Source organism: Herbiconiux sp. VKM Ac-1786 (assembly GCF_015350805.1).
Taxonomy (GTDB): Bacteria; Actinomycetota; Actinomycetes; order Actinomycetales; family Microbacteriaceae; genus Herbiconiux.
On record NZ_JADKSG010000001.1, the window covers coordinates 1532517 to 1558397 of the forward strand.

Annotated in this window: 25 protein-coding genes; 13 read left to right on the top strand and 12 right to left on the bottom strand. The window is 72.3% G+C overall.

Annotated elements, in window-relative coordinates; all coding sequences use genetic code 11:
* The first annotated feature begins 53 nt into the window (after window positions 1–53).
* From ITJ64_RS07630 to ITJ64_RS07640, 3 genes are all read left to right on the top strand, one after another.
* Window positions 54–1475 carry a flavin monoamine oxidase family protein gene (locus ITJ64_RS07630; RefSeq protein ID WP_370545150.1) on the top strand — a complete coding sequence of 474 codons (1422 nt, stop codon included), beginning with the start codon at window positions 54–56 and terminating at the stop codon, window positions 1473–1475.
* Window positions 1472–2851, top strand: a complete 1380-nt coding sequence (locus ITJ64_RS07635; RefSeq protein WP_194680070.1) for an NAD-dependent succinate-semialdehyde dehydrogenase — start codon at window positions 1472–1474, stop codon at window positions 2849–2851. The genes ITJ64_RS07630 and ITJ64_RS07635 overlap by 4 nt, the downstream gene beginning before the upstream one ends.
* 89 nt (window positions 2852–2940) lie before the next feature.
* Window positions 2941–3276, top strand: a complete 336-nt coding sequence (locus tag ITJ64_RS07640) for a hypothetical protein (RefSeq protein WP_194680071.1) — start codon at window positions 2941–2943, stop codon at window positions 3274–3276.
* A 55-nt stretch (window positions 3277–3331) separates the two neighbouring features.
* Here the strand turns inward: ITJ64_RS07640 and ITJ64_RS07645 are convergent, their stop codons facing one another.
* Window positions 3332–3964, bottom strand: a complete 633-nt coding sequence (locus ITJ64_RS07645) for a hypothetical protein (RefSeq protein WP_194680072.1) — start codon at window positions 3962–3964, stop codon at window positions 3332–3334.
* A 3-nt stretch (window positions 3965–3967) separates the two neighbouring features.
* Window positions 3968–4765 (bottom strand): HAD-IIA family hydrolase, encoded by a 798-nt coding sequence (locus ITJ64_RS07650; protein ID WP_194680073.1) that lies wholly within the window; start codon window positions 4763–4765, stop codon window positions 3968–3970.
* A 78-nt stretch (window positions 4766–4843) separates the two neighbouring features.
* Between ITJ64_RS07650 and ITJ64_RS07655 the strand changes: the two genes are divergently transcribed.
* Both ITJ64_RS07655 and ITJ64_RS07660 read left to right on the top strand, forming a co-directional pair.
* Window positions 4844–5620, top strand: a complete 777-nt coding sequence (locus tag ITJ64_RS07655) for a hypothetical protein (protein WP_194680074.1) — start codon at window positions 4844–4846, stop codon at window positions 5618–5620.
* 27 nt (window positions 5621–5647) lie between these two features.
* The gene (locus ITJ64_RS07660; protein WP_194680075.1) at window positions 5648–5941 is read left to right on the top strand and encodes a hypothetical protein; all 294 of its coding nucleotides are present in this window, start codon (window positions 5648–5650) and stop codon (window positions 5939–5941) included.
* A gap of 28 nt (window positions 5942–5969) precedes the next feature.
* Here the strand turns inward: ITJ64_RS07660 and ITJ64_RS07665 are convergent, their stop codons facing one another.
* Complete coding sequence (locus ITJ64_RS07665; protein ID WP_194680076.1) at window positions 5970–6860, bottom strand: aldo/keto reductase; 891 nt, start codon at window positions 6858–6860, stop codon at window positions 5970–5972.
* Window positions 6861–7018: 158 nt separating this feature from the next.
* Between ITJ64_RS07665 and ITJ64_RS07670 the strand changes: the two genes are divergently transcribed.
* The 5 genes from ITJ64_RS07670 to ITJ64_RS07690 are packed head-to-tail and all read left to right on the top strand — an operon-like array spanning window position 7019 to window position 12669.
* Window positions 7019–7741, top strand: a complete 723-nt coding sequence (locus ITJ64_RS07670; RefSeq protein ID WP_194680077.1) for an NUDIX domain-containing protein — start codon at window positions 7019–7021, stop codon at window positions 7739–7741.
* Complete coding sequence (gene nadA / locus ITJ64_RS07675) at window positions 7738–9036, top strand: quinolinate synthase NadA (protein ID WP_194680078.1); 1299 nt, start codon at window positions 7738–7740, stop codon at window positions 9034–9036. Before ITJ64_RS07670 ends, nadA begins: the two co-directional genes overlap by 4 nt.
* Window positions 9033–10646, top strand: coding sequence for an L-aspartate oxidase (gene nadB / locus ITJ64_RS07680; RefSeq protein WP_194680079.1), 1614 nt, complete (start codon window positions 9033–9035; stop codon window positions 10644–10646). Before nadA ends, nadB begins: the two co-directional genes overlap by 4 nt.
* Complete coding sequence (nadC, locus tag ITJ64_RS07685; protein ID WP_194680080.1) at window positions 10646–11533, top strand: carboxylating nicotinate-nucleotide diphosphorylase; 888 nt, start codon at window positions 10646–10648, stop codon at window positions 11531–11533. The genes nadB and nadC overlap by 1 nt, the downstream gene beginning before the upstream one ends.
* Window positions 11530–12669, top strand: coding sequence for a cysteine desulfurase family protein (locus tag ITJ64_RS07690; protein WP_194680081.1), 1140 nt, complete (start codon window positions 11530–11532; stop codon window positions 12667–12669). Before nadC ends, ITJ64_RS07690 begins: the two co-directional genes overlap by 4 nt.
* 21 nt (window positions 12670–12690) lie before the next feature.
* Here ITJ64_RS07690 and ITJ64_RS07695 read toward each other — a convergent pair whose 3' ends face one another.
* Window positions 12691–13419 (bottom strand): DUF1345 domain-containing protein, encoded by a 729-nt coding sequence (locus tag ITJ64_RS07695; protein WP_194680082.1) that lies wholly within the window; start codon window positions 13417–13419, stop codon window positions 12691–12693.
* Between the two features lie 111 nt (window positions 13420–13530).
* Between ITJ64_RS07695 and pdxY the strand changes: the two genes are divergently transcribed.
* Both pdxY and ITJ64_RS07705 read left to right on the top strand, forming a co-directional pair.
* Window positions 13531–14382: a pyridoxal kinase PdxY gene (pdxY, locus tag ITJ64_RS07700; RefSeq protein ID WP_194680083.1), complete on the top strand. Its 852-nt coding sequence runs from the start codon at window positions 13531–13533 to the stop codon at window positions 14380–14382.
* Window positions 14383–14522: 140 nt separating this feature from the next.
* Window positions 14523–15365, top strand: coding sequence for a helix-turn-helix domain-containing protein (locus ITJ64_RS07705; RefSeq protein WP_194680084.1), 843 nt, complete (start codon window positions 14523–14525; stop codon window positions 15363–15365).
* On the opposite strand, the gene ITJ64_RS07710 is transcribed toward ITJ64_RS07705, so the two are convergent.
* From ITJ64_RS07710 to ITJ64_RS07725, 4 genes are all read right to left on the bottom strand, one after another.
* Window positions 15362–15889, bottom strand: coding sequence for a hypothetical protein (locus tag ITJ64_RS07710; protein ID WP_194680085.1), 528 nt, complete (start codon window positions 15887–15889; stop codon window positions 15362–15364). The two genes, ITJ64_RS07705 and ITJ64_RS07710, sit on opposite strands and share 4 nt — an antisense overlap.
* A 29-nt stretch (window positions 15890–15918) precedes the next feature.
* Window positions 15919–16761, bottom strand: a complete 843-nt coding sequence (locus ITJ64_RS07715) for a helix-turn-helix transcriptional regulator (protein WP_194680086.1) — start codon at window positions 16759–16761, stop codon at window positions 15919–15921.
* 183 nt (window positions 16762–16944) lie between these two features.
* Window positions 16945–17826: an aldo/keto reductase gene (locus ITJ64_RS07720; RefSeq protein WP_194680087.1), complete on the bottom strand. Its 882-nt coding sequence runs from the start codon at window positions 17824–17826 to the stop codon at window positions 16945–16947.
* Window positions 17823–18839 carry an aldose 1-epimerase family protein gene (locus ITJ64_RS07725; protein WP_194680088.1) on the bottom strand — a complete coding sequence of 339 codons (1017 nt, stop codon included), beginning with the start codon at window positions 18837–18839 and terminating at the stop codon, window positions 17823–17825. Before ITJ64_RS07725 ends, ITJ64_RS07720 begins: the two co-directional genes overlap by 4 nt.
* A 205-nt stretch (window positions 18840–19044) precedes the next feature.
* Here ITJ64_RS07725 and ITJ64_RS07730 point away from each other — a divergent pair, with 205 nt between their 5' ends.
* On the top strand, window positions 19045–21450 hold the full coding sequence (locus tag ITJ64_RS07730; RefSeq protein ID WP_194680089.1) for a beta-galactosidase: 2406 nt from the start codon (window positions 19045–19047) through the stop codon (window positions 21448–21450).
* 83 nt (window positions 21451–21533) lie between these two features.
* Here ITJ64_RS07730 and ITJ64_RS07735 read toward each other — a convergent pair whose 3' ends face one another.
* The 4 genes from ITJ64_RS07735 to ITJ64_RS07750 form a co-directional block, all read right to left on the bottom strand.
* Window positions 21534–22877: a sugar ABC transporter substrate-binding protein gene (locus ITJ64_RS07735; protein ID WP_194680090.1), complete on the bottom strand. Its 1344-nt coding sequence runs from the start codon at window positions 22875–22877 to the stop codon at window positions 21534–21536.
* Window positions 22878–22968: 91 nt separating this feature from the next.
* Window positions 22969–23850 carry a carbohydrate ABC transporter permease gene (locus ITJ64_RS07740; RefSeq protein ID WP_194680091.1) on the bottom strand — a complete coding sequence of 294 codons (882 nt, stop codon included), beginning with the start codon at window positions 23848–23850 and terminating at the stop codon, window positions 22969–22971.
* Complete coding sequence (locus ITJ64_RS07745; RefSeq protein WP_194680092.1) at window positions 23847–24764, bottom strand: carbohydrate ABC transporter permease; 918 nt, start codon at window positions 24762–24764, stop codon at window positions 23847–23849. Before ITJ64_RS07745 ends, ITJ64_RS07740 begins: the two co-directional genes overlap by 4 nt.
* A 188-nt stretch (window positions 24765–24952) precedes the next feature.
* Window positions 24953–25846 (bottom strand): helix-turn-helix domain-containing protein, encoded by an 894-nt coding sequence (locus ITJ64_RS07750; protein WP_370545083.1) that lies wholly within the window; start codon window positions 25844–25846, stop codon window positions 24953–24955.
* Between the last annotated feature and the right edge of the window lie 35 nt (window positions 25847–25881).

Consider the following 25881-nt stretch of genomic DNA (forward strand, 5'->3'; position numbering starts at 1 on the left):
TTTCACCCCCGTCGGCTATCGTTTTCCACGGTCGGGTGCCACCATGGTTACTGATTCGTCATTCTGACACCACAAACACTGCGGAAAGAGTCGTGATGCTCCACCTGAACCGAGACGTCGTCGTCGTGGGGGCGGGCGCCACCGGCCTGACCGCTGCCACCGAGCTCAAGGCGGCGGGCCTCGACGTCATCGTGCTCGAGGCCCGCGACCGTGTCGGCGGGCGCCTGCACACCGACGAGATCGACGGCCAGATGTACGAGCTCGGCGGCCAGTGGGTCTCGCCCGACCAGACCGCCCTGATCGACACGCTCGAGACCCTGGGCCTGCCCACCTACGAGCGCTTCCGCGACGGCGAGAGCGTCTACGTCGGCCCCGGCGGGGTCGCCGCGCGCTTCACCGGCGACATCTTCCCCGCCTCCGACGCCACCCAGGCCGAGCTCGAGCGCCTGATCGCGCTGCTCGACGAGCTCGTCGCCCAGACCGACCCGGCCGCCCCCTGGGAGCACCCCCGCGCCGCCGAGTTCGACCGCATCACCTTCCGGGCCTGGCTCGAGGCCGAGAGCGACGACTCCGAGGCCGTCGAGAACATCGCCCTGTTCATCGCCGACGCGATGCTCACCAAGCCCGCGCACTCGTTCTCCCTGCTCCAGGCGCTCCTGATGGCGGCCTCCGCGGGCAGCTTCAGCCACCTGGTCGACGCCGACTTCATCCTCGACAAGCGGGTCGTCGGCGGGCTGCAGCAGGTGCCGCTGCGCCTCGCGGAGGGCCTCGGCGACGACGTGCGGCTCGGGCATCCGGTGCGCACCATCGAGTGGGCCGACGGCGGTGTCACCGTGTCGACGGATGCGCTGACCGTCGCCGCCCGCCACGTGATCGTCGCCGTTCCGCCGAACCTCTACGACCGCATCACCTACGTGCCGCCGCTGCCGCGCCTGCGTCAGCAGCTGCAGCAGCACCAGTCGCTCGGCCTCGTGATCAAGGTGCACGCCACCTACGAGACGCCCTTCTGGCGCGAGGACGGGCTCTCGGGCACCGCCTTCAGCCCCTACCAGCTGGTGCACGAGGCCTACGACAACTCCAACCACGGCGAGACACGAGGCACCCTGGTGGGCTTCGTCAGCGACCAGAAGGCGGATGCGCTGCTGCAGCTCTCGGCCGTCGACCGCCGCCGCGCCATCCTCGACTCCCTCGCCGCGTACTACGGCCCGAAGGCCCTCGAGCCGGTCGTCTACTACGAGAGCGACTGGGCCGCCGAGGAGTGGACGCAGGGCGCCTACGCCGCGAGCTTCGACCTCGGCGGGCTGACCCGCTACGGGGCGCTGCAGCTCGAGCCGGTGGGCCCGATCCGGTTCGGGTCGAGCGACCTCGCCGCCGAGGGGTACCAGCACGTCGACGGCGCCATCCGGGTGGGCCGCCGGCTCGCCCGCGAGATCCTCGAAGAAGCATCCGTCCAGACCGAAGGAGCATCAGCATGAGCCAGTACGCCGTCGTCAACCCCGCCACCGGGGAGACCCTGAGCGAGTACCCGACCATCACCGATGCCGAGCTGACCGAGGCGATCGGCGCCGCGTCGTCGGCGTTCGAGGACTGGTCGCGCCGCGCATCCGTCGCCGACCGGGCCGCCCTGATCGCCCGGGTCGCCGCGCTGCACGAGGAGCGCAAGGACGCGCTCGCCGAGATCATCGTGCGCGAGATGGGCAAGCCGCTCGACCAGGCCGTGGGCGAGGTGGAGTTCGCCGCGGCGATCTACCAGTACTACGCCGACCACGCCGAGGAGTTCCTGGCCGACGAGAGGATCGAGCTGAGCGACGGCACGGGGCAGGCCTTCATCCGCCGCGCGGGCCTCGGGGTGCTGCTCGGCATCATGCCGTGGAACTTCCCGTACTACCAGGTGGCGCGCTTCGCCGGCCCGAACATCGTGGCGGGCAACACCATCCTGCTCAAGCACGCGCCGCAGTGCCCCGAGTCGGCCGCGGCGATCGCGCAGATCTTCGACGACGCCGAGGCCGAGCTGGGCGCGCACGACAGCGTCTACGTGAACATCTACGCCACGAACGAGCAGATCGCGACCGTGATCGCCGATCCGCGGGTGCAGGGTGTCTCGGTCACCGGCTCCGAGCGGGCGGGCGCCGCGGTGGCGCAGCTGGCCGGGCAGAACCTGAAGAAGGTCGTGCTCGAGCTCGGTGGCTCCGACCCGTTCATCCTGCTCTCGACCGCCGACCTCGACGCCGCCGTGCAGGACGCGGTGAACGCGCGCCTCGACAACAACGGCCAGTCCTGCAACGCCGCCAAGCGCTTCATCGTCATCGACGACCTCTACGAGGAGTTCGCGGCGAAGTTCACCTCGGTGTTCACGGATGCCCAGCCCGCCGATCCCTTCGCCGAGGGCACCCTGCTCGGCCCGCTCTCCTCGGCGGCCGCCGCCGACCGTCTCGAGGAGCAGCTCGACCGCGCGATCTCGCAGGGAGCCACCGTGCTGGCGAAGGGCGAGCGCATAGGCAACTACTTCCCGCCCGCCGTGCTCGCCGACGTCAGCCCCACCATGGACGCGTACCGCGAGGAGTTCTTCGGCCCCGTCGCCGCGCTCTACCGCGTCTCGTCGGAGGACGAGGCGATCGCGATCGCGAACGACACCCCGTTCGGCCTCGGCTCCTACGTCTACACGACCGACGAGGAGCAGGCGCTGCGGGTCGCCGACCGCATCGACGCCGGCATGGTCTGGGTGAACCTGGTGCTGGGCGACGCGGCCGAGCTGCCGTTCGGCGGCGTCAAGCGCTCGGGCTCGGGCCGTGAGATGGGGCGCTTCGCGGTCGAGGAGTTCGTCAACAAGAAGCTCATCCGCATCGCCTAGCGGCGGCATGCACACTCGACGCCCGTAGGACAGTCCCTGCGGGATCGGCTTTGCGGGCGCAGGGTAGGGGTATGGACAGAATTCACTACGTGGGCGATTCCGTCCTGACGGGCAGCGCGATCGCCGAGGCGCTGCTCGATCTCGCCCGGGCCCTGGCCCAGGCGCAGACGGCGGAGACCGTCGAGATCCCGACCCGGCTCGACGACGGAGCGGTGGGCCGGTCGACGCTGCTGCTCGGGCCGGCGAGCCAGATGGTCGCCGACACCGAGGAGAGCCCGTACGACGAGATCGTCGACGACGCGCTGGTGCAGCGGCTGCACGAGCAGGCCGACGAGCTCGTCGCGGGCAGCCGGGTCGTGGTGGCCGCGCCGATCCCGGCGGGCGACGAGCAGACCGTCGACATCGACGGGCTGTCGCTGCGCTGACGGGCCGACGCGCGGCTGAATCGGCTCGGGCTCGGGCTCGGGCGCCCGGCCGCGCCTACGGCAGGGCGATGACGAGGCCGCGGCGCTCGGCCGCGATCTCGGAGGCGCCGACCGTGACCGCCTGCGCCACCCGGGCGGCGAGGTCGGGCGCGACGGGCTGGGCGTCGGAGCCCGGCCAGACGACCGCCGTGATGTTCGGCGCCGGGGCGAGCGGCTGGGCGCCCACCACGAGGAACTGCCGCTCGGGGGCGGACGCGGCCACCTGCTGCAGTGCATCGAGCCCGGTCGGACCCACCGTGACGACCACGTCGGGGTCGGAGTCGAGCGCCCGCTCGTAGATCGTGCCCGCGTTCGAGGACACCGCGAGGTCGAGCAGGGTGACGGAGGCCGCGTTGGCGGTCGCCAGCCCGGTGACCTCCTGGCGCACGGCGTCGGCCTGCTCGGCGCCGGCCGATCCGAGCCCCGGCAGCACGACGACGAGCGCCAGCCCGGAGGGGACCGCCGGCGACTCCGGGGCGGCCACCGTCGGCGCCGGCTCGGGCGGTGTGGTCGCGGCTGCCGCGCTCGGGGTCGGGCTGGGGGTCTTGGTGAAGACGATGTCGCCGCCGGGCGCGCATCCGCTCATCGACGCCAGCAGCGCCCCGGCCACGAGCGCCGCGCCCAGGAGCTGGGCGGATCGGTTCGCCACCGCCTAGAGCTCGGTCTCGAAGGGCTCGGTCACGAGCAGGTCGGCGACCGAGTCGAGCACCTCGTCGGGGCGGAACGGGTACTTCGCGATCTCGCTCTCGTCGCTGATGCCCGTCATCACGAGGATGGTGTGCAGGCCGGCCTCGATGCCGGCGACCACGTCGGTGTCCATGCGGTCGCCGATCATGCCCGTGTTCTCGGAGTGCGCGCCGATGCGGTTCATGGCCGAGCGGAACATCATCGGGTTCGGCTTGCCCACGATGTAGGGCTCCTTGCCGGTGGCCTTGGTGATCAGGGCGGCGATCGCACCCGTCGCCGGCAGCGGGCCCTCGGTGCTCGGGCCGGTGGCGTCGGGGTTCGTGACGATGAAGCGCGAGCCGTTGCCGATCAGGCGGATGGCCTTGGTGATCGCCTCGAAGGAGTAGTTGCGGGTCTCGCCGACCACCACGTAGTCGGGGGCGGTCTCGGTCATGATGAAGCCGGCCTCGTGCAGGGCGGTGGTGATGCCGGCCTCGCCGATGACGAAGGCGCTGCCGCCCGGCATCTGGTCGGCGAGGAAGGTGGCGGTCGCCAGGGCGCTCGTCCAGATGAACTCCTCGGGCACCTCGAGGCCGCTCGAACGCAGGCGGGCGCTCAGGTCGCGGGGCGTGAAGATGGAGTTGTTCGTGAGCACCAGGTAGGGCTTGCCCTGGTCGCGCCACTGCTGCAGCAGCTCGGCGGCCCCCGGGATGGGATGGTTTTCGTGCACGAGCACGCCGTCCATGTCGGTGAGCCAGCATTCGATCTCGTCGCGGCGGGGCATGCTCGTCCTTCCTTCGTCGTCACGCCCAGGCTAGCGGCCCCGCCTGAGCATCGGGGCCGGTCGGGCCTACCATGAGCTGTGCCTCGCCTCCCTTCCGCCGTCGCGGTCGCCCTGCTGTCGGTCGCGCTGCTCGGTGGGGTGAGCGGATGCGCGCCCGCCGCTCCCGTCGCCGCCCCGGTCTCCTCCCCGTCGTCCTCCCCCTCCCCGCGGCCCATCGAGCAGGTGGTGCCCCTCGACCCCGAGGCGCCGCAGCTCGTGCAGGCGGCCCGCGACCTCGTGGCCGGCACGGACGGCTTCGCCCCCGGAGACGCGCGCACCGCCCTGCTCGCGGCCGCCGATCGGCTCGACGCCGACATCCAGGTCGTTCAGCTGTCGATGGCCGGCGGCCCGGCCGCCTCGCAGGCCACCCCTCCGGTCGACGAGGCGCTGCTCGCGACCCACACGGCCGAACTGCTCGCGGCGGTCGGCGCGGTGCGCGACGGTGTCGTCACCACTGCCGGCCAGGTCGTGAACGTCGACGCGGCCCAGGCCGAGCAGCCGCTCCGCGACGCGGTCTTCGCGGCGATCCAACCCGTGCAGACGGCGGCCCCCACCGCCGACACCCCGCGGCTCCTGCTCGAGCTCGTGCAGCAGGCCCGCGCGGCGCAGACCTCTCAGGCCGCCTACCTCGAGGAGCAGGCGCGCCTCGCGGCCGAGGCGGCTGCCGCTGCCGAATCCTCCGGCTCGTCGGACTACACGGGCTCGCTCGATCCCTCCGCGCCCCTCGCCCCGCCAACCCCGCCCGCGTGGTTCTACGACCCTCCGGTCATCCACCTCCCCTGTCCGTTCGGCATCTGTCCCGAACCGACGCCCTGAGGGGAGACCATCTGGCAGGGTGGGGGGATGGATGACCGCCGGGCCGCCGAGGTGTACGACGTCGTGATGGTCGATCGGGAGGGCGGGCCGCTCAGGCGGGCCGCGCGGTGGGGCGGCACACTCGTGGCCGGGCTGCTCGACGGCGGCACGATGGCGCCGGCCGTGTCCGAGCTGGTCATCCGGCGTGAGGGCGTCGAGCTCCGACGGATCACCCCGTCGGACGTGGGGGAGCTGAGCAACCTGCACGAGCGCATCCTGCTGGAGCTCGAGACGAGCTCGCCCGAGGAGTTCGCAGCGTCGTGGGACCTCGCGGGGCGCTGACGCGCCGGCGCGCGGCAGACGGGGCCGCTCAGGCCTCCGCGATCTCCATGTCGAACATCTCGGGCCGCTCCACGTCGGGGTCGGGCCCGCTGCGGCGGCCGGTGTCGAGAGCATCGATCCGGGCCAGCTCCTCCGCACTCAACTCGAAGTCGAACACGTCGAAGTTCGACGCGATCCGGGCGGGGTTCGTCGACTTCGGGATCGCTGATCGCCCCTCCTGCACGTGCCACCGCAGCATCACCTGCGCCGGGCTCTTCCCGTGGTCGGCAGCGATCGCGGCGATCGTCTCGTCCTCCATCACGCTGACGCGCTTCTCGCCCCAGCCGGGGTAGAAGGTGATGCCGCCGATCGGGGACCAGGCCTGCGTCAGGATGCCCAGCCGCGCATCCGCCTCTTGAAGCGCGGGCTGGGCGAAGTACGGGTGCAGCTCGACCTGGTTCACCGCGGGCACCACCGCGGTCTCGGCGAGCAGCCGCTCGAGGTGCGCCGGCGTGAAGTTGCTGACGCCGATCGAGCGCACGCGCCCGTCGCCGAGCAACGTCTCGAGAGCCTTGTAGGCCCCGACCGTGCGAGCGAACCGACCCGGCGCGGGCTGGTGCAGGATGAGCAGGTCGAGCGTGTCGAAGCCCAGCTTGCCGGTCGCCTTCTCGAACGCGTGCAGGGTCTCGTCGTAGCCGAAGTCGCTCACCCAGACCTTCGTCTCGATGAAGACCTCGTCGCGATCGACCTCTGAACGACGGATGCCCTCGCCCACCTCGCGCTCGTTGCGGTACGCCGCCGCGGTGTCGATGTGCCGGTACCCGGTGCGCAGCGCGGTCTCGACGGCCGCGGCGGTCTCCTCGGGGGCGCTCTGGTAGACGCCGAGCCCGATCGCGGGGATCTCGACGCCGTTGTTCAGGGTGAAGTTCGGAATGCTCATGCCGCCGACGCTACGCCGCCCCCGCCCGCCGAGGGAGGCCCTGCGACCACCCCTCAGACGCCCCGGCGAGACCCCGGTTTGGGTTGCGGTGACCTTAAGGGTTATAGTCGGGGCTACCTTTAGGGCGGCCGGTGGTGGTCGCAGGGCGGAGAGTCGAGATGGGCGAGCAACCGGGAGCCATCGCGCTGGCCGTGTCGACCGTGATCTTCGCGCTCAGGCCCGACCGGCCCGACGCGCCCCCGGGGCTGTGGCTGCCGCTGGTGCGGCGCATCCGCCTACCGTACGAGGGCGACTGGGCCCTGCCCGGCGGCCCGCTGACGATCGACGAGGACCTCGAGGACGCCGCGGCCCGCACCCTCGGCGACACCACCGCGCTCGAGCCCGGCTACCTCGAGCAGCTCTACGCCTTCGGCACCCTCGACCGCTCGCCCGAGGGCGCCGAGGACCGCGTGGTCTCGATCGTCTACTGGGCCCTGGTGAGCTCCGACGAGGTGGCGACGAGCGTCGGCGCCAACCCCGAGAACGTCAGCTGGTTCTCGGTCGACGACCTGCCCGACCTGGCCTTCGACCACGACGTGATCATTGAGTACGCGCTCTGGCGCCTGCGCAACAAGGTCGAGTACAGCCGCATCGCCCACGCCTTCCTCGGCGACACCTTCACCCTCGCCGAGCTGCGCGAGGTGCACGAGGCGGTGCTCGGGCGCTCGCTCGACCCGGCGAACTTCCGCCGCCAGATCGAGTCGTCGAACTCCGTCGTGCCCACCGGCAAGCGCGTGCTCGGCACGAGCTACCGGCCGCCGCGCCTCTACCGCTACAACACCTCGATCGCGCCCGTCGACCGCGGGCCGCTCGACCGCCTCCCGAGAAAGCCGCGACCATGACCGCACGCCTCCTGTCCGTCGACGAAGAGATCCAGCTGATCGCAGCGAACACGGCCGCTGCGCCGGGCTCGACCGGGAGCACGTGCGCCCCCGAGCTCGCCGAGGGCCCCTGGGTCTTCGACCTGCAAACGCCCTCCTACGGCCCCGGCGCCTCGATGGCCGACCCGCTCCCCGCCGAGGCGCGCCGGCAGGGTGTGCTCCCGGAGGAGTACACGACGGCCTCGAAGAGCGAGCTCGACACGCGCATCCGTCGTGCCAAGGAGACGCTCGGCGACAGCGTCGTGGTGCTCGGCCACTTCTACCAGCGCGACGAGGTGGTGCAGTACGCCGACTTCGTGGGCGACTCGTTCCAGCTGGCGAACGCTGCGAAGACTAGGCCGGATGCCCGCGCCATCGTCTTCTGCGGCGTGCACTTCATGGCCGAGACCGCCGACATCCTGGCGCAGCCGTCGCAGGCGGTGATCCTGCCGAACCTCGCCGCGGGCTGCTCGATGGCCGACATGGCCGACATCGACTCGGTCGAGGAGGCCTGGGAGCAGCTGACGTCCGTGTACGGATCCGAGCCCGACGCCGAGGGGCGGGTGCCGGTCATCCCGGTCACCTACATGAACTCCTCCGCCGAGCTGAAGGGCTTCTGCGGCCGGAACGGCGGCATCGTCTGCACCTCGTCGAACGCGGCGACGGTGCTCGAGTGGGCCTTCGAGCGCGGGCAGCGCGTGCTGTTCTTCCCCGACCAGCACCTCGGGCGCAACACCGCCAAGGCGATGGGCGTGCCCGTCGAGCGGATGCCGCTGTGGAACCCGCGGAAGACCCTCGGCGGCTCGACCGCGTCCGAGCTGACGGACGCACGGGTCATCCTCTGGAACGGGTTCTGCTCGGTGCACAAGCGCTTCACGGTCGCGCAGATCGAGCGGGCCCGGGCCGCACACCCCGACGTTCGGGTGATCGTGCACCCCGAGTGCCCGATGCCGGTGGTCGACGCGGCCGACGGCGCCGGCTCGACCGACTACATCGTCAAGGCCATCGCCGCCGCCCCCGCCGGCTCGACCTTCGCGATCGGCACCGAGATCAACCTCGTGCAGCGCCTCGCGAACGAGTACCCGCAGCACACGATCTTCTGCCTCGACGACGTGATCTGCCCGTGCTCGACGATGTACCGCATCCACCCGGGCTACCTCGCCTGGGTGCTCGAGTCGCTCGTCGACGGGGTGGTGCTGAACCAGATCTCGGTGCCGGCGTCGGTGGCCGAGCCGGCGCGGGTCGCCCTCGAGCGGATGCTCGCGGCCCGGCCATGACGACGGCCTCCCCTTCGGCGCAGCGCTCCCGGCGGCCGCGGGTGATCGTGGTGGGCAGCGGCATCGCCGGCCTGGTCGCCGCACTCGGGCTCGTGGACGAGGCCGACGTCGTCGTCGTCACGAAGGCCGCCGTCGACGACGGCAGCACGCGGTACGCCCAGGGCGGCATCGCGGCGGCCGTGATGCCGGGCGACTCCGTCGCCGCGCACGTCGCCGACACGCTCGCGGCCGGCGCGGGGCTCGGCGACCCCGAGGCCGTGCGGGTGCTCTGCTCGGAGGGGCCGGCGCGCATCCGGGAGCTCATCGAGCGGGGTGTCGCCTTCGACCGCGCCGAGGGCGACCCGGGCGGCGGTTTCGACGCGGGGCTCGAGGGGGCGCACTCGCGGCGGCGCATCCTGCACGCGGGCGGCGACGCGACGGGGCTGGCGGTAGAGACGGCGCTGGTGCGGGCGGTACGGGCTTCCGCGGTGCGGGTGCTCGAGCACACCATGCTCGTCGATCTGCTGACCGACGGTGCTCCGGGCGCGGGCGCGGGCGCGGGCTCGGGCGCCGACGGGCGGGGCCGGGTGGTCGGCGTGCGGGTGCTGCGCGCGGGACGGATCGAGGACCTCACGGCCGACGCCGTCGTGCTCGCCACCGGCGGCGCCGGCCAGCTGTACCCGTTCACCACGAACCCCTCCGTCGCGACTGGCGACGGGGCGGCCGCCGCGCTGCGGGCCGGGGCGCGCCTCGCCGATCTGGAGTTCGTGCAGTTCCACCCGACGGCGCTCGCCGTGCCGGGTTCCCCGCTGGTATCCGAGGCCGTGCGCGGCGACGGGGCGGTGCTGAGGAACTCGGCCGGGACGCGATTCATGGTCGACGTGCATCCGCTCGCCGAGCTCGCCCCGCGGGACGTCGTCGCGCGGGCCATCGCCACCGAGATGCTCGCGACCGGCGCCCCGGTGCTGCTCGACGCCACCGCGGTCGACGACCTCGAGGCCCGGTTCCCGACGGTCACGGCGGCCTGCCGGGCGGCCGGGTACGACTGGGCGCGGGAACCCGTGCCGGTCGCGCCCGCCGCCCACTACTGGATGGGCGGCGTCGCCACCGACCTCGACGGCCGCACCTCGGTGCCCGGCCTCGTGGCCGTCGGCGAGGTCGCCTGCACCGGGGTGCACGGGGCCAACCGCCTGGCCTCGAACTCCCTGCTCGAGGGTCTCGTCTTCGCCCACCGGGCGGCTGCCGCCCTCTGCGCCGAGTTGCATTCCCCGAGCGGCATGATCGCCCCGAGCCAGCCGTCGGCATCGGATGCGCGGCCCACCGCACCCTCCCACGAACCCACCCGGGCCGAGCTCCAGGCCCTGATGTGGCAGCACGCCGGTCTCCTCCGAACGGCGCACGGCCTGCTCGAGGCGCAGCGCACGCTCGACTCGTGGAGCGTCGACACGTCCCGCAGCACCGACGTCGAGCGGCTCGAGACCGCCAATCTGCTGCAGCTCGCGCGGGCGCTGGTGAGCGCCGCACTCGCACGCGAGGAGTCGCGCGGGGCGCACGCACGAGCCGACTTCCCGCTGCCCTCGCCCGACTTCGCGACCCGACCCCGCCGAACCAGAGAAGAGGTCAGCGTCTGATGCTCACCACCCACATCATCGACGACGTCGTCGCCAGGGCTCTCGCCGAGGACGCGCCCTGGGGCGACCTGACCTCCGAGCTGCTCATTCCCGAAGAGGCATGGGCGTCGGCGCGCCTCGAGGCCCGGGAGCCCGGGGTGTTCAGCGGGGGCGCCGTGTGGGAGGCGACGATGCGACGGGTCGACCCGCGCATCCGCTCGGCTCTGCTCGTCGACGACGGGGAGCGCTTCGAGGCGGGCGCCGTGCTGGCGACGGTCGAGGGGCCGGCCCGCGGCATCCTGCGGGCCGAGCGGGTCGCGCTCAATCTCGTGCAGCGGATGAGCGCCATCGCGACCGAGACCGCCCGCTACGTCGCCGCGGTCGCGGGCACCGGTGCGCGCATCGTCGACACGCGCAAGACCACGCCAGGCCTGCGGGCCCTGGAGCGCGCGGCGGTACGGGCGGGCGGTGGGCACAACCACCGCTTCTCGCTGTCGGACGCCGTGCTCGCCAAGGACAACCACCTTGCCGTGCTCGCGCAGCAGCACGGGGGCGACGTGACCGAGGCCATCCGCGCGGTGCGGGCGCAGCTCTCGCACACCACCCACCTCGAGGTCGAGGTCGACCGCCTCGACCAGATCGAGCCGGTGCTCGCGGGCGGCGTCGACACGATCCTGCTCGACAACTTCACCCTCGACGAGCTGCGCGCGGGCGTCGCTCTCGTCGCCGGCCGCGCCCTCGTCGACGCGAGCGGCGGCGTGACCCTCGACAGCGTCGGCGCGATCGCCCGCACCGGCGTCGACCTCATCTCGGTCGGCGCGCTCACGCACTCGGTGCGCGCCCTCGACCTCGGTCTCGACATCGGGCTCCCGGAGGCGCGTCCGGCCGCCCCGCCGGCGCGACCGTGATCCACCTCGACGCGGCCGCCACCACGCCCGTGCGGCGTGAGGTGCTCGAGGCGATGTGGCCGTTCCTCACCGGGGAGTTCGGCAACCCGTCGAGCCACCACGCGCTCGGCGACGCCGCCTCCCGCGCGTTGGCGGGGGCGCGGCGCACGGTGGCCGAGTGGCTGGGCTGCCGTCCGGCGGAGCTCGTCTTCACCTCGGGCGGCACCGAGGGCGCCAACCTCGCGGTGAAGGGGCTGGCGCTCGGCAGCCCGCGGGGGCGGCACGTCGTGCTGAGCGCGGTCGAGCATCCGGCGGTCGTCGAGTCGGTCGACCACCTGCGGAGGCTGCACGGCTTCGACGTCACCGTCGTGCCCGTCGACGGCACGGGCCTCGTCGACCCGTCCGCGTTCGCCGATGCCCTGCGCGACGACACCACGCTCGCCAGCGTGATGCTCGCGAACAACGAGATCGGCACGGTGCAGCCCGTGACCGAGCTCGCGGCGATCGCCCACGCCCGGGGCGTGCCGGTGCACACGGATGCCGTGCAGGCCGCCGGCTGGCTCGACCTGCGCCTCGACACGCTCGGCGTCGACGCGGTGAGCATCTCGGGTCACAAGCTCGGCGCGCCCAAGGGCATCGGCGCGGTGGCGGTGCGCGGCCGCCATCCGCTCGAGCCGGTGCTGCACGGCGGCGGCCAGGAGCGGGGCCGCCGCTCCGGCACCGAGAACGTGGCCTTCGCGGTGGGCCTCGCCCGCGCGGTCGAGCTCGCGGAGCCGGGCCGGGCCGCCGCCGTCACGCGCACGACCGCCCTGCGCGACGGCTTCGTCGCTGAGGTGCTGCGCCGGGTCGACGGGGCCGTGCCGACCGGGCATCCGGATGCCCGCCTGCCCTCGATCGCCTCGTTCTGCTTCCCGGGCACGAGCGGCGAGGCGGTGCTGCTCGGCCTCGAGGAGCGCGGGGTGATCGTCTCGAGCGGATCGGCCTGCGCCGCCGGCAGCGACGAGCCCTCGCCGGTGCTGCTCGCGATCGGACTCGACCCCGCCGTCGCCCGGACCGCCGTGCGCTTCACCTTCACCGCGGCGACGACGGCCGACGATCTCGCGGCCGCCGCGGCCTCGCTCGAGGCGACGATCGCATCGCTGGCGACCCTGCGCTGACCGGGCCCCGTGCTCGCCCGCTCAGCCGACGCGCGAGATCAGCACGCTCACGAACAGCGCCACGATCACCGTGTTGAACGCGAACGAGATGACGCTGTTGCCGATGACGACGCGGCGCATGGCCGAGGTCGTGATGGTCACGTCCGACGACGAGAACGTGGTGCCGAGCTGCACCGCGAGGTAGACGTACTCGGTGAACGTCGGCCGCGCTCCGCCGGGGAAGTCGGCGCCGCCCTGCGCGACGTTCTCGCGCGCGAACCGCACGGCGTAGGCCGTGCTGGTGACGGCCCACGACGCGGCGATCGCCGCGACCGCGCTCCACGACACGAACGGCGACGACGCGATCGCCGGGTTCAGCGCCAGGTAGACGACCGCGATCACCGCGATGATCGACCCCGTCAGCGCCCACGACACCGCCCCGCCGCCGAACCAGGCCCACAGCGCGCGTCGCGCCCGCCCCTCGGGCGGGGCGGTCGCCCGGATGCGCCGCTCGAGCTCCTCGGCCGGCACTCGACCGAAGGCGTGCCAGGTGAGCACCATCGCGCTCACCCCGTAGAGCGCCCAGAACAGCAGGATCGACGTCGCCCACAGCTCGGCCTGGGTGATCTCGGTCGTGAAGATCACGACGACCTCGGCGACCATCGTGAGAACGAAGGCGGGCACCATCGCGAGGGTGCCCCGCACCACGTCGCTCGCCGACCGCGGAACCCGCGCCCCGTCGGCCCCGGTCGTCCTCGCGCGTCGGCCCATCCTCCGACCCTATAAGGCGGGCCGCCTCGGCGCCGTGTCCGGAGCCGCCCGGGTGCTGCCTGCTCGCCGGGAAAGGTGACGGGAGGTGCGCGGAGGGCGGAGGATGGAGGGGTGAAGATCCTCTCGATTCAGTCGGCCGTGGCCTACGGGCACGTCGGCAACTCCGCGGCCGTGTTCCCCCTGCAGCGCATCGGGGTGGAGGTGCTGCCCGTCTACACGGTGAACTTCTCCAACCACACCGGGTACGGCGCGTGGCGCGGTCCGCTGATCTCGCCCGAGGACGTGCACGACGTCATCCTCGGCATCGAGGAGCGCGGTGTGCTGCCGGAGATCGACGTGGTGCTCTCGGGCTACCAGGGCGGCGTCGGCATCGGCGACGTGATCGTCGACGCGGTGCAGCGCGTGAAGGCCGCCAACCCGTCGGCGGTCTACGCCTGCGACCCCGTGATGGGCAACGCGAAGTCGGGCTGCTTCGTGGCCCCCGAGATCCCCGAGCTGCTGCGCGACCGGGTCGTGCCCGTGGCCGACATCATCACCCCGAACCAGTTCGAGCTGGGCTACCTCACCGGCACCGAGCCGGGTTCGCTCGAGTCGACCCTGGCCTCGGCCGATCTCGCTCGCGCGATGGGCCCGTCGACCGTGCTCGTCACCAGTGTCGAGCGCCCCGACCGCGCCCCCGACACCATCGAGATGCTCGTGGTCGACGACGCCGGTGCCTGGATCGTGCAGACCCCCCTCCTGCCGTTCAAGGCGAACGGGTCGGGCGATGTCACGGCGGCGCTCTTCACGGCGCACTACCGCTCGACCGGCTCGGCCGCGACGGCCCTCGAGCGCACCGTGTCGAGCGTCTTCGACCTGATCGAGGCGACGCACCGTTCGGGTCGGCGCGAGCTGCAGCTGGTCGAGGCGCAGGAGGCGTACGCGCATCCGCAGCTGCAGTTCACGGCGGTGCAGGTGCGCTGACGGGCGGGGCAGGTGCGCTGACGGGCGGTGCCGGTGCGCTGACGGGCGGGGCCGGAAGGTGTCCCTGGTGGGGATCTGCTCCGGCGCCGCCCGCTGAGGTACCGTGAGCGGATCCCCTCTCCGATCGGAGTGATCCCGACATGAATGCCCGATCCTCGGTTCTCGCGGAGTACCTGCGTGCCCGCCGGTCGCAGCTGGATCCGGCGTCGTTCGGGCTCGTCGACGACGGCCGGCGCGTGCCGGGGCTGCGGCGGGAGGAGCTGGCCACTCTGGCCGGGATCAGCCGCGACTACTACATCCGCCTCGAGCAGGGCCAGAACCATCAGATCTCGCACCAGGTGCTGAACAGCCTGGCGGAGGCCCTCTGCCTCGATCCCCTCGAGCGGAGCTACTTCTACCGGATCGCCCGGCCGGGCTTCTCGCCGTCGGCTCCGCGCGAGGAGCCGACGCCCGTGAGCGACGCGGTGCTGTCGCTGCTCGACACCTGGTCGGACGTGCCGGCGTTCGTCGAGGACAGCAATCTCGACGTCGTCGCCATCAACGAGATGGCCGACGTCCTGATCCCGAGCGTCGAGCTGTTCGACGGCAATCTCGCCCTGGCGGCGTTCGCCAAGGTCGACGAGGAGCGCATCCACGACATCGCCCGCCGCGCGGTGGCGGCGCTGAGGTACCACGGCGACCCCGACAACAAGCGGTTCCAGGAGATCGTGGGCGAGCTGTCGATCACCAGCGCGGTGTTCCGGCGGCTGTGGGCCCGGCACGACGCCCGGCCGATGTCCCAGGGGACGATCCTCCTCGTGGTCGGCGACGACGAGCTGGTCGAGTTCCCGTGGCAGGTGCTGGAGGTGCCCGGCGGGTTCTTCATGACCGTCTGGCCGGTGGCGCAGGGCACGCGTGCCTTCGAGGTGCTCTCGTGCATCCGGGAGAACGCGCTCACCGGGCGGCCGGTGCGAGGGCCGCTCCGGGGCTGGCCGGCGCGCTAGCGCGTGCGCTCGAGCCGCTCCAGCGCCTGACGGGAGTCCTCGTCGGCGGGGGCCCACACGATGAGCGAGTCGTCGGTGTTCTCGGGAACCCGCAGCACCTGGTAGTACAGCCGGACGGGCCCGACCGGCGTCTTGTCGAAGACGATCAGGTCGCGGCTCTTCGCGGCGAGCGTGTCGTCGGCCCACGCCACCGAGAAGCCCAGGCTCTTCGCCGAGAGCTCGCCCACGATCTCGCGGAACTCCCGGTCGCCCTTGTGCTGGTCGAGCGACTCCCGCAGCAGGGTCACCACCTGGTCGGCGGCGACGCCGTACATGGCGTGCTCCCGGTCGACGGCCGGTTCGAGGAACGTGAACCGGGCGAGGTTCATGCCCACGGCGAAGCCCGGCGAGAGGGCCCGGGCCATCGCGTTCGACTCGAGCACCGTGAAGTGACGGTCGCAGAGCAGGGCGGGGACGCCGTGCCAGCTCGACAGCATCGCCCGGATCACCGTGCGGGACTCGGCCAGCGTCTGCTCCAGATTCATGGGCACACCTTAACCGCTCGATCGCGACGTCAGCTAGTGCCTGGTGCAGGAATCGCAGTGGCCGGAGGGAGGAGGGCGGCGGCCATGCTCGCGAAGACCGCGGCCGTGAGGCTCTGGGGCGGTGCGGAGAGCACCGTGAGCAGGTAGCCCGGCATGCTGCGCACGGCGAAGTTCTGCACGTCGATCTCGAGCGTTCCGACGCCCTCGATGAGCATGTGGAAGTGGGCCTCCTCGGGGCCCGAGACGTCGTAGCGCGACCACAGCCGCACGAAGTCCTCGTCGACCGAGAGCTGTTCGACGAGCTCCTTCAGGCGGGGGGAGAACGGGTCGGCGTCGCGCCGCAGGCCCGCCACGGTGGACGGCACCATCTGCTCCCACTCGACGAGGGTGCGCTTCATCCGCTCGTTGAACAGGTCGACCACGACGTTCGACCCGGTCGCGAGGCCTCCGTGGCCGAGGTTCGTCGCCAGGATGTTCGAGGCGACGATGTCGCGGTTGCTGTCGGAGACGTAGGCCGGGGTGTGGGTCCACTGGCTCAGCACGCGGGCGACGCGGTCGGCCGAGTCCGCCGCGGGAGGCTCGGGGTGACGGTGCTCGCCGCTGGCCACGCGGAACAGGTACTGGCGGGAGTCGGCGTCCAGCACCAGTGCCCGGGCGAGCGTGTTGAGCACCTGGTCGGAGGGCCGGGTGTTGCGGCCCTGCTCCAGCCGCAGGTAGTACTGCTCGCTGATGCCCGCGAGCCGCGCGACCTCGTCGCGCCGCAGCCCCGGAACCCGCCGTCTCGGCGCCCGCTCGAGCCCCACGTCCTCGGGCTGGGTGACGTTGCGCCGTGCACGGAGGAACTCGCCCAAGGCGAGAAGCTCCGCTGACACTCGCGCGACTCCCTCGTTCGGACGGACCACCCCGTCTTCTGGAGCCGGGTCTCCAGATAAGGATGCTCGGTGCCGCGCCGCTCGTCAATCAGCTCTCCGCGGCACCCGACCCGGCCACGCGGTGCCCGGCCCCGGTCATCCGTTCGATCACGTAGATCGCGGCGTCGGCGCGCGAGCGCTGTGTCAGTCGTTGCCGTTCGCCGGCGGCGGCCCGAGCGCCTCGACCGCCGCGAAGAACCCGTCGGGCACGGGCGAGGCCAGAAGGCGGGGCAGGTCGGCGAGCCGCTCGGGCGTCGGCACGCCCACGACGGTCGTCGTGACCAGCGGGCTGCGCAGCGAGAACTGCAGGGCGGCGGCCGCGAGGTCGACCTCCGCGTCGTCCGCCAGCGCCCGCACCGCGGCCAGGTGCGCCGCGAACTCCGGGGGCATCGGCCGGTAGCCGTAGTCCGCCGAGGACCCGTTGGCGAGCGCGCCCCCGCCGAAGGGCGCCGCGTTGAAGACCGTCATCCCGAGCTCCCGGGCGAGGCGGAAGGTGGGCTCGGCCGAGCGGTCCACCAGGGTCAAGCGGTTGTGCGAGAGCACGGCGTCGAACACGCCGGTCGCCACGTACTCGTGCACCTGGCCGATCGTGCCCGCGGCGATGCCGACGGCGCCGATCACGCCCTCGTCGCGCAGGGCGAGCAGGGCATCCACCGGCCCACCGGGCGCCATCGCCTCGGCGAAGGTGATCGTGTCGGGGTCGTGCAGGTGGTAGAGCGGCAGGCTCGAGACGCCCAGCCGGCTCAGCGATTCCTCGAGCGAGCGGCGCACCCGGTCGCCGTCGAAGACGCCCGTCGCGACGTCGCGGTCGGCCTTGGAGTAGATGAGCTTCTCCGGCGGCAGCCCGCCGGCCCTCGCCAGCGCCCGGCCGAGCAGCGCCTCGCTGCGACCCTCGGCGTACATGTTGCTCGTGTCGACGTGGCCGAGCGGCGAGGCGATCAAGGCGTCGGCCAGGTCCTCGGCGTCGGGCCGCTCGCCGAGCCGCGAGGCTCCGAGGGTGATCGGGGTGGTGGTGACGGGGTTCATGCTCGCTCCTCGATGGTGGTGACGGATGCTCGGGACGACGGCTCCGGCCCGAGCCGGATGCCCCACCGGGCGCTCCAGGCCTCTCCGGGCCCGATCCAGTGCAGCCCGCGGCCGGTGCGCAGCGCGTTCGGCGGCGCCGACATGGGTTCGACGGCGAGGGCGCTCCTGGTGCCGCGGTCGGTCGCGAACTGCGGAGCCCGGTAGACCTGCACCCAGCCGAACACGGCATCGGCCCACAGCTCCACCGCGGTGCCGTCGGGGGCCTCCAGCCGGTGCACCACCTGTCCGCCCCGACGGCGCAGCGCCGTGTAGCCCGAGTGCGGGTCGATCTCCGTCAGCCGACGACCGCCCCGCAGGTCCCACCGGGTGCCCTCGACCGGCCGCTCGCCCCGCGGGATCCATCCTTCGTCGAGCACCAGCGCGCGGTCGGCCTCGATGGTGAGCGTCAGCTCGTCTCCCGGGCGGTCGCCGATGCAGAGGTACGGATGCGCGCCCAGCGCGAACGGCGCCGCCTCCGCCGAGCGGTTGACCACGTCGTGCTGCACGGAGACGCCGGCACCGGTGCCGCCGGGGTTCGCGGCGTCGCCTGCGTTCCCGGTGCTCCCGGGGTCCAGGGCGTAGCGGGTCGTCAGCTCCAGCCGGAAGGGATACCCCGGGCTCGGCTCGAGCACCGTGCGCAGCGTCAGGGCGTCGTCGTCGTGCCCGGCGACGTCCCAGTCGCGGTCGAGCAGGAGCCCGTGGTTGGCGTGCCCGTTCTCGGGATCGCCGACCGGGAGCCGCCGCTCGACGCCGTCGAGCGTCCAGCGGGCGCCTTCCACCCGGTTGGGCCACGGGGCGAGCACGGCGCCGGCCGCCCCGGGGGCGGGCTCCGTCGACGCGGTCGGCTCCACGAGGTGCAGTCCGTCCACCGTGAGCAGCCGCAGCGCCGCGGCCCGGCGCGAGACGACGGCCTCGATCAGCCGCCCGTCGCGCATCCCGCGCAGGTGCAGACGAGCGCCTGTGCTCGGGGTCATCCCGGTGATCATCGCGGTCGTCCACCTCGTCGCAGTCGCACCTCGACGGGTGGTGCTCCAGCCTCACCCGGGAGGCTGCCCGCCTCCATGGGCGATCCGGCGGAACCCCTGGACGTTCCGCTGATCGCGCCGGGGCGTCGAATCATCCAGGCGGTCCCGCGCAGGAGGCATTCCGTCGGCGGCGCCGGCACGGAAGGATCGGGAGGTGGCCCAGCTCAGCACGTCCGGAGCGCCGCGGCGCATCCGGCTCACCTCCGCCCCCGCCGATCCCTCGGTCTCCGCCCTGCGACTCGGCGACTCCGTCCCGGGCGACGCCGTCGTCGTGCGCCGCACCCACCTCGAACGGGGCGGGAGGCCGTGGTTCCCGGTCGCCGGCGAGTACCACTATTCGCGCACCGACCCGGCGCGCTGGCGCGAGGACCTCGCCGCCCTTCGGAGCAACGGCGTCACCCTGGTCTCGACCTATGCGATCTGGATCCTGCACCAGCCGACCCCGGGGGCCATCGACTGGTCGGGCGCCCTCGACCTGCGCCGCTTCGTCGAGACCGCCCGGGAGGTCGGGCTGGAGGTCGTGCTCCGGATCGGCCCGTGGGTGCACGGTGAGACCCGCAACGGCGGCTTCCCCGACTGGGTGCAGTCGGCCGACGTCGAGCTGCGCACCGACGATCCCGCCTACCTCGAGCTCGTCACCCCGTGGATTGGGGCGATGGCCGACGAGCTGCGCGGACTGTTCCGGAGCGCCGAGACCCCCGACGCCCCGATCATCGCCATCCAGGTCGAGAACGAGCTCTACGACCAGCCCGGGCATCTGAGCACGCTCCGGCGCGTGGCCGAGGAGGCCGGGATGAGCGCCCCGCTCTGGACCGCGACCGGCTGGGGCGGCGCGGAGCTTCCGCCCGACGAGTTCCTGCCGGTCTACGCCGGGTACGTCGACGGCTTCTGGGAGGACAGCGACGCGGGCTGGCCCGCGAACTACGCGATGCACTTCCGCTTCAGCGACGAGCGCGACGACCTCGGGGTGGGGGCCGACGTGCGGGCCGCGAGCGCCGCCGGCGCGGCCGGCGAGACCGACGCCGACGCCGACGCCGACGCGAACGCAGTCGCAGACCCCGGCACCGGCATCGACCCCGGCACCGGCGCCGTCCCCTACGCGACCTGCGAGCTCGGCGGCGGCATGCCCGTCGCCTACCACCGCCGCCCCCACGTCGACCCCGAGGACGTCGCGGCGGTCGCGCTCGCGAAGCTCGCCAGCGGCTCCGTGTTCCAGGGTTACTACATGTACCACGGAGGGGTGCAGGTGCCGGGCACGCAGGAGTCGCAGGCGACCGGCTACCCGAACGACCTCCCCCTCCGCGACTACGACTTTGCCGCGCCCCTCGGCTCGTTCGGCCAGCGCCGGCGCCACGCCGACCTGCTCCGGCTGCAGCACCTGTTCGCGCAGACGGCGGCCGACGTCCTGGCGCCGGCCGTGCCGTCGTTCGCCGAGGGCGAGCCGCGGGCGTCCCTCCGCGCCGACGAGGAGCAGGGCTTCCTGTTCTTCTCGACCTACCAGCCCGCCGTCGCCCCGCTCCCCGCGGAGACCGTGCAGTTCGAGCTCACCCTCGGTGAGCACACGGTCGTCGTGCCGTCGGAGGCGGCCGAGGTGCCCTCGGGCGCCTCCTTCGTCTGGCCGGTGCGCCGCCTGCTCCCCGACGGCAGCCGCTTCTCGGCGACCGCGCAGCTCGTGACCGAGCTCGAGCTCGACGGCGTGCCCACGGTCGTGCTCGTCCAGACGGCTGGGCTGCCGGTGGAGGTCGTCCACGAGACGGTCGCCGGCCGCACCGACCACCACCCCGTGCATCCGGTGGCCGTGCCGACCGTCGGGAACGGCCTCGAGCTCGGGGGCGCGCGGATGATCGTGCTCGACGCCGCCACCGCCGAGACGCTCTGGCGCGGCGAGGTCGACGGTGTCGAGCACCTGGTGTTCAGCGCGGCCGACGTCGGCTTCGACGGCGGCCTGTCGATCCGCGTCGCGGACGGCCCCCAGACCCTCACGACGATCCCGGCCCTCTCCCGCCTCGGCGCCGGGGTGCAGCAGCTCGAGGGCCCCGACGGCCTCGGCGGCGTGTACCGGGTCGGACTCGACGGCGCCGACGGCACGGCCGACGAGGTGGTGGTCGAGCTGGTGAGCGAGGCGCGCGGCACGGCACCGGTGCGGCACGGCGGCAGCGGCGGCCGGCTCTCGGCGCCCCTCGACGAGGACTTCGCACTCGCCGCGCGCTACCGCCTGCGGTTGCCCGAGGCCCCGGAAACGGCCGAGACGCCCGAGACGCCCGAGGCGGCCGAGGGCGCCGGGCCGCGCGACCGCGTCATCCTCGACCTCGACTGGGTCGGCGACGTCGGTCGCGCCCACCACGACGGGCTGCTCGTGTCCGACCAGTTCTGGAGCGGCCGCTCGTGGGAGATCGACGTCACGGGCCTGTCGGGCGAGCTCGAGCTGGCGCTGCTCCCGTGGAGCCCCGACAGCGCCGTGCACCTCGACGCCCGGGTGCGCCCGCTCGCCGACCGCGAGCGCCTCGCCGTGCACGGAGCGCGGCTTCACCGCTCCCGGCTCGTGCGCGTCACCGCCTGAGCGACGACGACGAAGACGACGCGCACGAAAGAACGGCCCGGCTCTCGCGAGCCGGGCCGTTCTTGCGTGCGAGATGCCGGGTGCTACTTGCCCGTCACCGTGAAGCCCTGCTCGTTGCCGTAGCTGACGAGCGACTCCTGCCACTTCATGAGGCCGGGGTTCAGATCGGAGTTGCTCGCGTACGCCTGTCCGACCGAGTCGGCGAAGATCGTCTGCGCGTAGGTCTGGAAGGGCAGGTACTGCCATCCCTCCGGCACCGTGTCCGCGGCAGCCAGGAGCACCTTGTTGACCTGCTGGCCGCCGAAGTAGTCCGAGGTGGCCTCGGCGAACTCCGGGGCGGTCAGCGCGGCCACCGTCGACGGGAAGCTGCCCGAGTCCTGCAGGATCTGCACACCCTCGGGGGTGTCGTTGATCCACTGCACGAAGGCTGCGGCGAGGGCCGGGTTCTTCGTCTGCGAGATGACGCCCTGCGCGCTGCCGCCGAAGTTCGCGGACGCGGCGGTGCCGTCGTACGTCGGCATCGGGGCGGCCTGCCAGTCACCGGAGCCCTCGGGCGCCGCGGACTCGAGCAGGCTCGGCATCCAGGCGCCGCTGATCAGCGCCGCGATCTGGCCGTTGCCCAGCTGCTTGTACCAGTCGTCGGTGTAGCTCGGCGTCGGCGAGAGCAGCTTCTTCTCGACGAGGTCGTTCCAGACGCCCGTCCACTTGGCGGTCCCCTCGTCCTGGAGGTCGATGGTCACGTCGGTGCCGTCGACCTGGAACGGGTGGCCGCCCGCCTGCCAGATCATGCTGCTGGCGAAGTAGCCGTCGCCGCCGTCTGAGGTGAGGTACTGGTTCGGGTCGGCCGCATGCAGCTTCTCGGCGGCGGCGCTGAACTCGTCCCAGGTGGTCGGCACGCTGATGCCGTACTGGTCGAAGACGCGCTTGTTGTAGAACATCGCCATGGGGCCCGAGTCCTCCGGCAGCCCGAAGACCTTGTCGCCCGACGCGACGGCGCTCCACGAGCCGGGGATGTAGTCGTCCTCGAGGTCGCCGAAGCCGTAGCCCGAGAGGTCGACGAGGTTGTCGGCGAGGTAGAACTGGGGCATCGCCGTGTACTCGATCTGGGCGACGTCGGGAGCGCCGGTGCCGGCCTTGATCGCGTTGGTGATCTTGGTGTACTCGTCGACGCCGCTGCCGGCGTTGACGTAGTTCACGGTGACGTTGGGGTACTTCTCCTCGAAGGCCTTGGCCTTCGCCTCGGAGGCGGGGGCCCACGCCCAGTAGGTGATCTCGCCGCCCTTCTCGAGGGCTGCCTCGAGGTCGGCGGGCGAGCCGGAGCCGGCTGCGGCTCCGCCTCCGGCGCCTCCTCCGGGCGAGCACGCGGCGAGGCCGGTGCCGATGAGCGCTGCGGTCAGCACTGCTGCTGCGATCCTGGTGCGTTTCACGGGTGTCACTTCCTTGTGTAGGGGTTCTCGGGTGGTGCGAGGTGAAGAGTGCGGGTGCGGGTGCGAGTGCGGAGCCGGTGCGGTTGCGCGGTCAGGCCTTGACGCTCCCGGCGGCCAGTCCCGACTGCCAGTAGCGCTGGAGGAGCAGGAACACGACCACCAGCGGGATGATCGCGAGCAGCGACCCGGTGATGATGAGGTTCTGGATCGGGTCGGCGTTCGTTCCGGTGGACTGCGCGTTCCACTGGGCGAGGCCGAGCGTCAGCGGGTACCACTTCGGATCGCTCAGCATGATCAGCGGCAGGAAGTAGTTGTTCCACGTGGTCACGATCGAGAACAGCAGCACCGTCACGAGGCCGGGCGCCAGCAGGCGGATCGACACGGTGAAGAAGGTGCGGAACTCCCCGGCCCCGTCGATGCGCGCCGCCTCGAGGATCTCGCTCGGCACCGCCTCGCTGGCGTAGGTCCACATCAGGTAGAGGCCGAACGGGCTCACGAGCGACGGGATGATGATCGCCCAGGGCGTGTTCACCAGGCCGATCGAGCTGAACAGCAGGAAGGTCGGCAGCGCCAGGGCGGTGCCGGGGATGGCGACTGCTCCGAGCACCACGGCGAAGACGGCGCTGCGACCGCGGAAGCGGAACTTCGCGATGCCGTACCCGCCGAGTGCCGCGAGGATCGTGGCGCCGCCCGCCGACACGACGACGTAGAGCACCGTGTTGAGGAACCAGCGGGAGTAGATGCCGTCGTTGTAGCTGAAGACCTCGCCGATGTTCTGGAAGAGGTTGAAGCTGGAGCCGAACGCCAGCCCGAACGAGGTGAAGAAGTCGTCCTGCGACTTGGTCGAGTTGATCAGCAGGTAGGCCAGCGGCACCAGCGTGTAGAGCACCAGCACGACCATGACGATCGTCAGGGCGATGGAGGAGCGGGGGGCCAGCCGGGAGCGCCGGCGCTCGATCGGGGCGGCGTTCATCGGAGTTCCTTCCGGGTGCCCCGGAGCTGCACGACGTAGGCGATGACGGCGGTGATGAGTCCCATCACGATCGCGATCGTCGCCGAGTAGTTGTACTGCTGACCGGTGAAGGCGAGGTTGTAGGCGTAGAGGTTGGGGGTGAACGTGCTGGTGATCGCGTTGGGGGCGATCGGCTTCAGCAGGTTCGGCTCGTTGAAGAGCTGGAAGCTGCCGATGATGGAGAAGATCGTGGTGATCACGAGGGCGCCGCGCAGCGCGGGCAGCTTGATCGACAGGATCGTGCGGAACGCCCCCGCGCCGTCGAGCGACGCCGCCTCGTAGAGCTCGTTCGGCACGGTGCGGAGCGCGGCGTAGAAGATCACCATGTTGTACCCGGCGAACTCCCACACGGCGATGTTCGCGATCGAGCCGAGCACCCACTCGGGGGTGAGGGGCGTGAAGATCTGGGCGCCGAGGAACGAGTTGATCGAGCCCACCAGCCCGAATCGCGGGCCGTAGATGAAGCCCCAGATGAGCACCGCGACGACGCCCGGCACCGCGTAGGGCAGGAAGAGCAGGATGCGGTAGAAGCCCGGCGCCCGCAGCCGGCCGCTGTCGATCGCGAGGGCCGCGATCAGCGAGAACACCAGCATGATCGGCACCTGGATGATCATGAAGCCGAAGACCCGGCCGACACCGAACCAGAAGTCGGGGTCGGTGAGCGCCTGGGCGTAGTTGGCGAGGCCCACGAAGCTCGAGCCGCCGACCAGCTGGTCGCGGAACAGGCTCAGGTAGATCGCGTAGACGACGGGCGCGAGGATGGCGATCGCGAAGAAGATCAGGAACGGGATCACGAAGGCCCATCCGCTGGAGATCACCGGCCGGCGACGGGGTCGCGCCGGGGCCTTGGATCCGCTGGCGACGGTGACAGCCATGAGATGAACACTCCCTCGGGTCGGATAGCCCGCGGGCTACAACGAGCGATCCTACGGAGCGGCGACGGCGCGTCACGATAGACAGAACGGATGATCGGCCTGGACATATCGACGAACGGGCGATCGACTCCCGGGCGCTCAGGCGCAATCACACGGCGACCGCGGTGCGATCGCCTGGACGGATCACCTCAGGGCTGCGGGTGCGCGCGGTCGCGGGCCGCGAGGCGGTAGCTGCTGGGGCTGGTGCCGTTGATCGCGCGGAACTGGCGCGAGAAGTAGAACGGGTCGTCGTAGCCGACCGCGCGGGCGATGTCGGCCACGGTGGCCTCGGTGGTGATCAGCAGCTCGCGGGCCCGGGCGCTGCGGAGGCGCTTGTGGTACTCCACCACGCCCATCCCGGAGGCCAGGCGGAACCGGGCCGAGAAGTGCGAGATGCTGAGCCCCGCGATGGTCGCGAGCTCCGCCACGCTCGTGGTGGTCTCGAGATGCTCCCGCAGGTAGTCCTGCGCGGCGAGGATCGGATCGCCCGTCTCCTTCGCGCCCCGCGCCCGGTCGGCGGCGAGCTGGGCGAGCAGCCCCCAGGCGGCGCCCGCGGCGGCGAACAGGCTCGCGACCGTCTCGTCCCGCTCGAGGGAGACGAGGGCGTGCTCGAGGGCCGCCTTCGCCGCGTAGGGGTCGTGCACCTGCATCACGGGGATGAAGTCACCCGCGGCCTGCGTGATGGCGGTCGCGAGGTCGTCGGCGTCGGCGCCGGTCACGTGCATCCACCAGATCGTCCATGGGTCGCGCGGGTCGGCGCGGTAGCGGTGGGGTTCGCCCCGCGGGATGACGGCGACCTCGCCGGGTGACATCGGATGCTCCTCCCCGCGCACCTCGAGGTGACCGGCCCCTCCGGTGCAGAGGATGACCACCACCTCCTCCGCGCCCCGAGGCCGATCACGGCCGTGCGCCGCGGCGTGGGGGAAGTGGCCGGCGTCGGTCACGAGCATCCGCCCCGTGATGGGCGACGACAGCGCCTCGGCGACCCGCGGCCTCGGAAGCACCCGCAGGCGCTGCCCGGGGAATCCGTCTCGAATCAGCACGGGCGACAGTCTAGACAACCTCATCAGCGATTTGT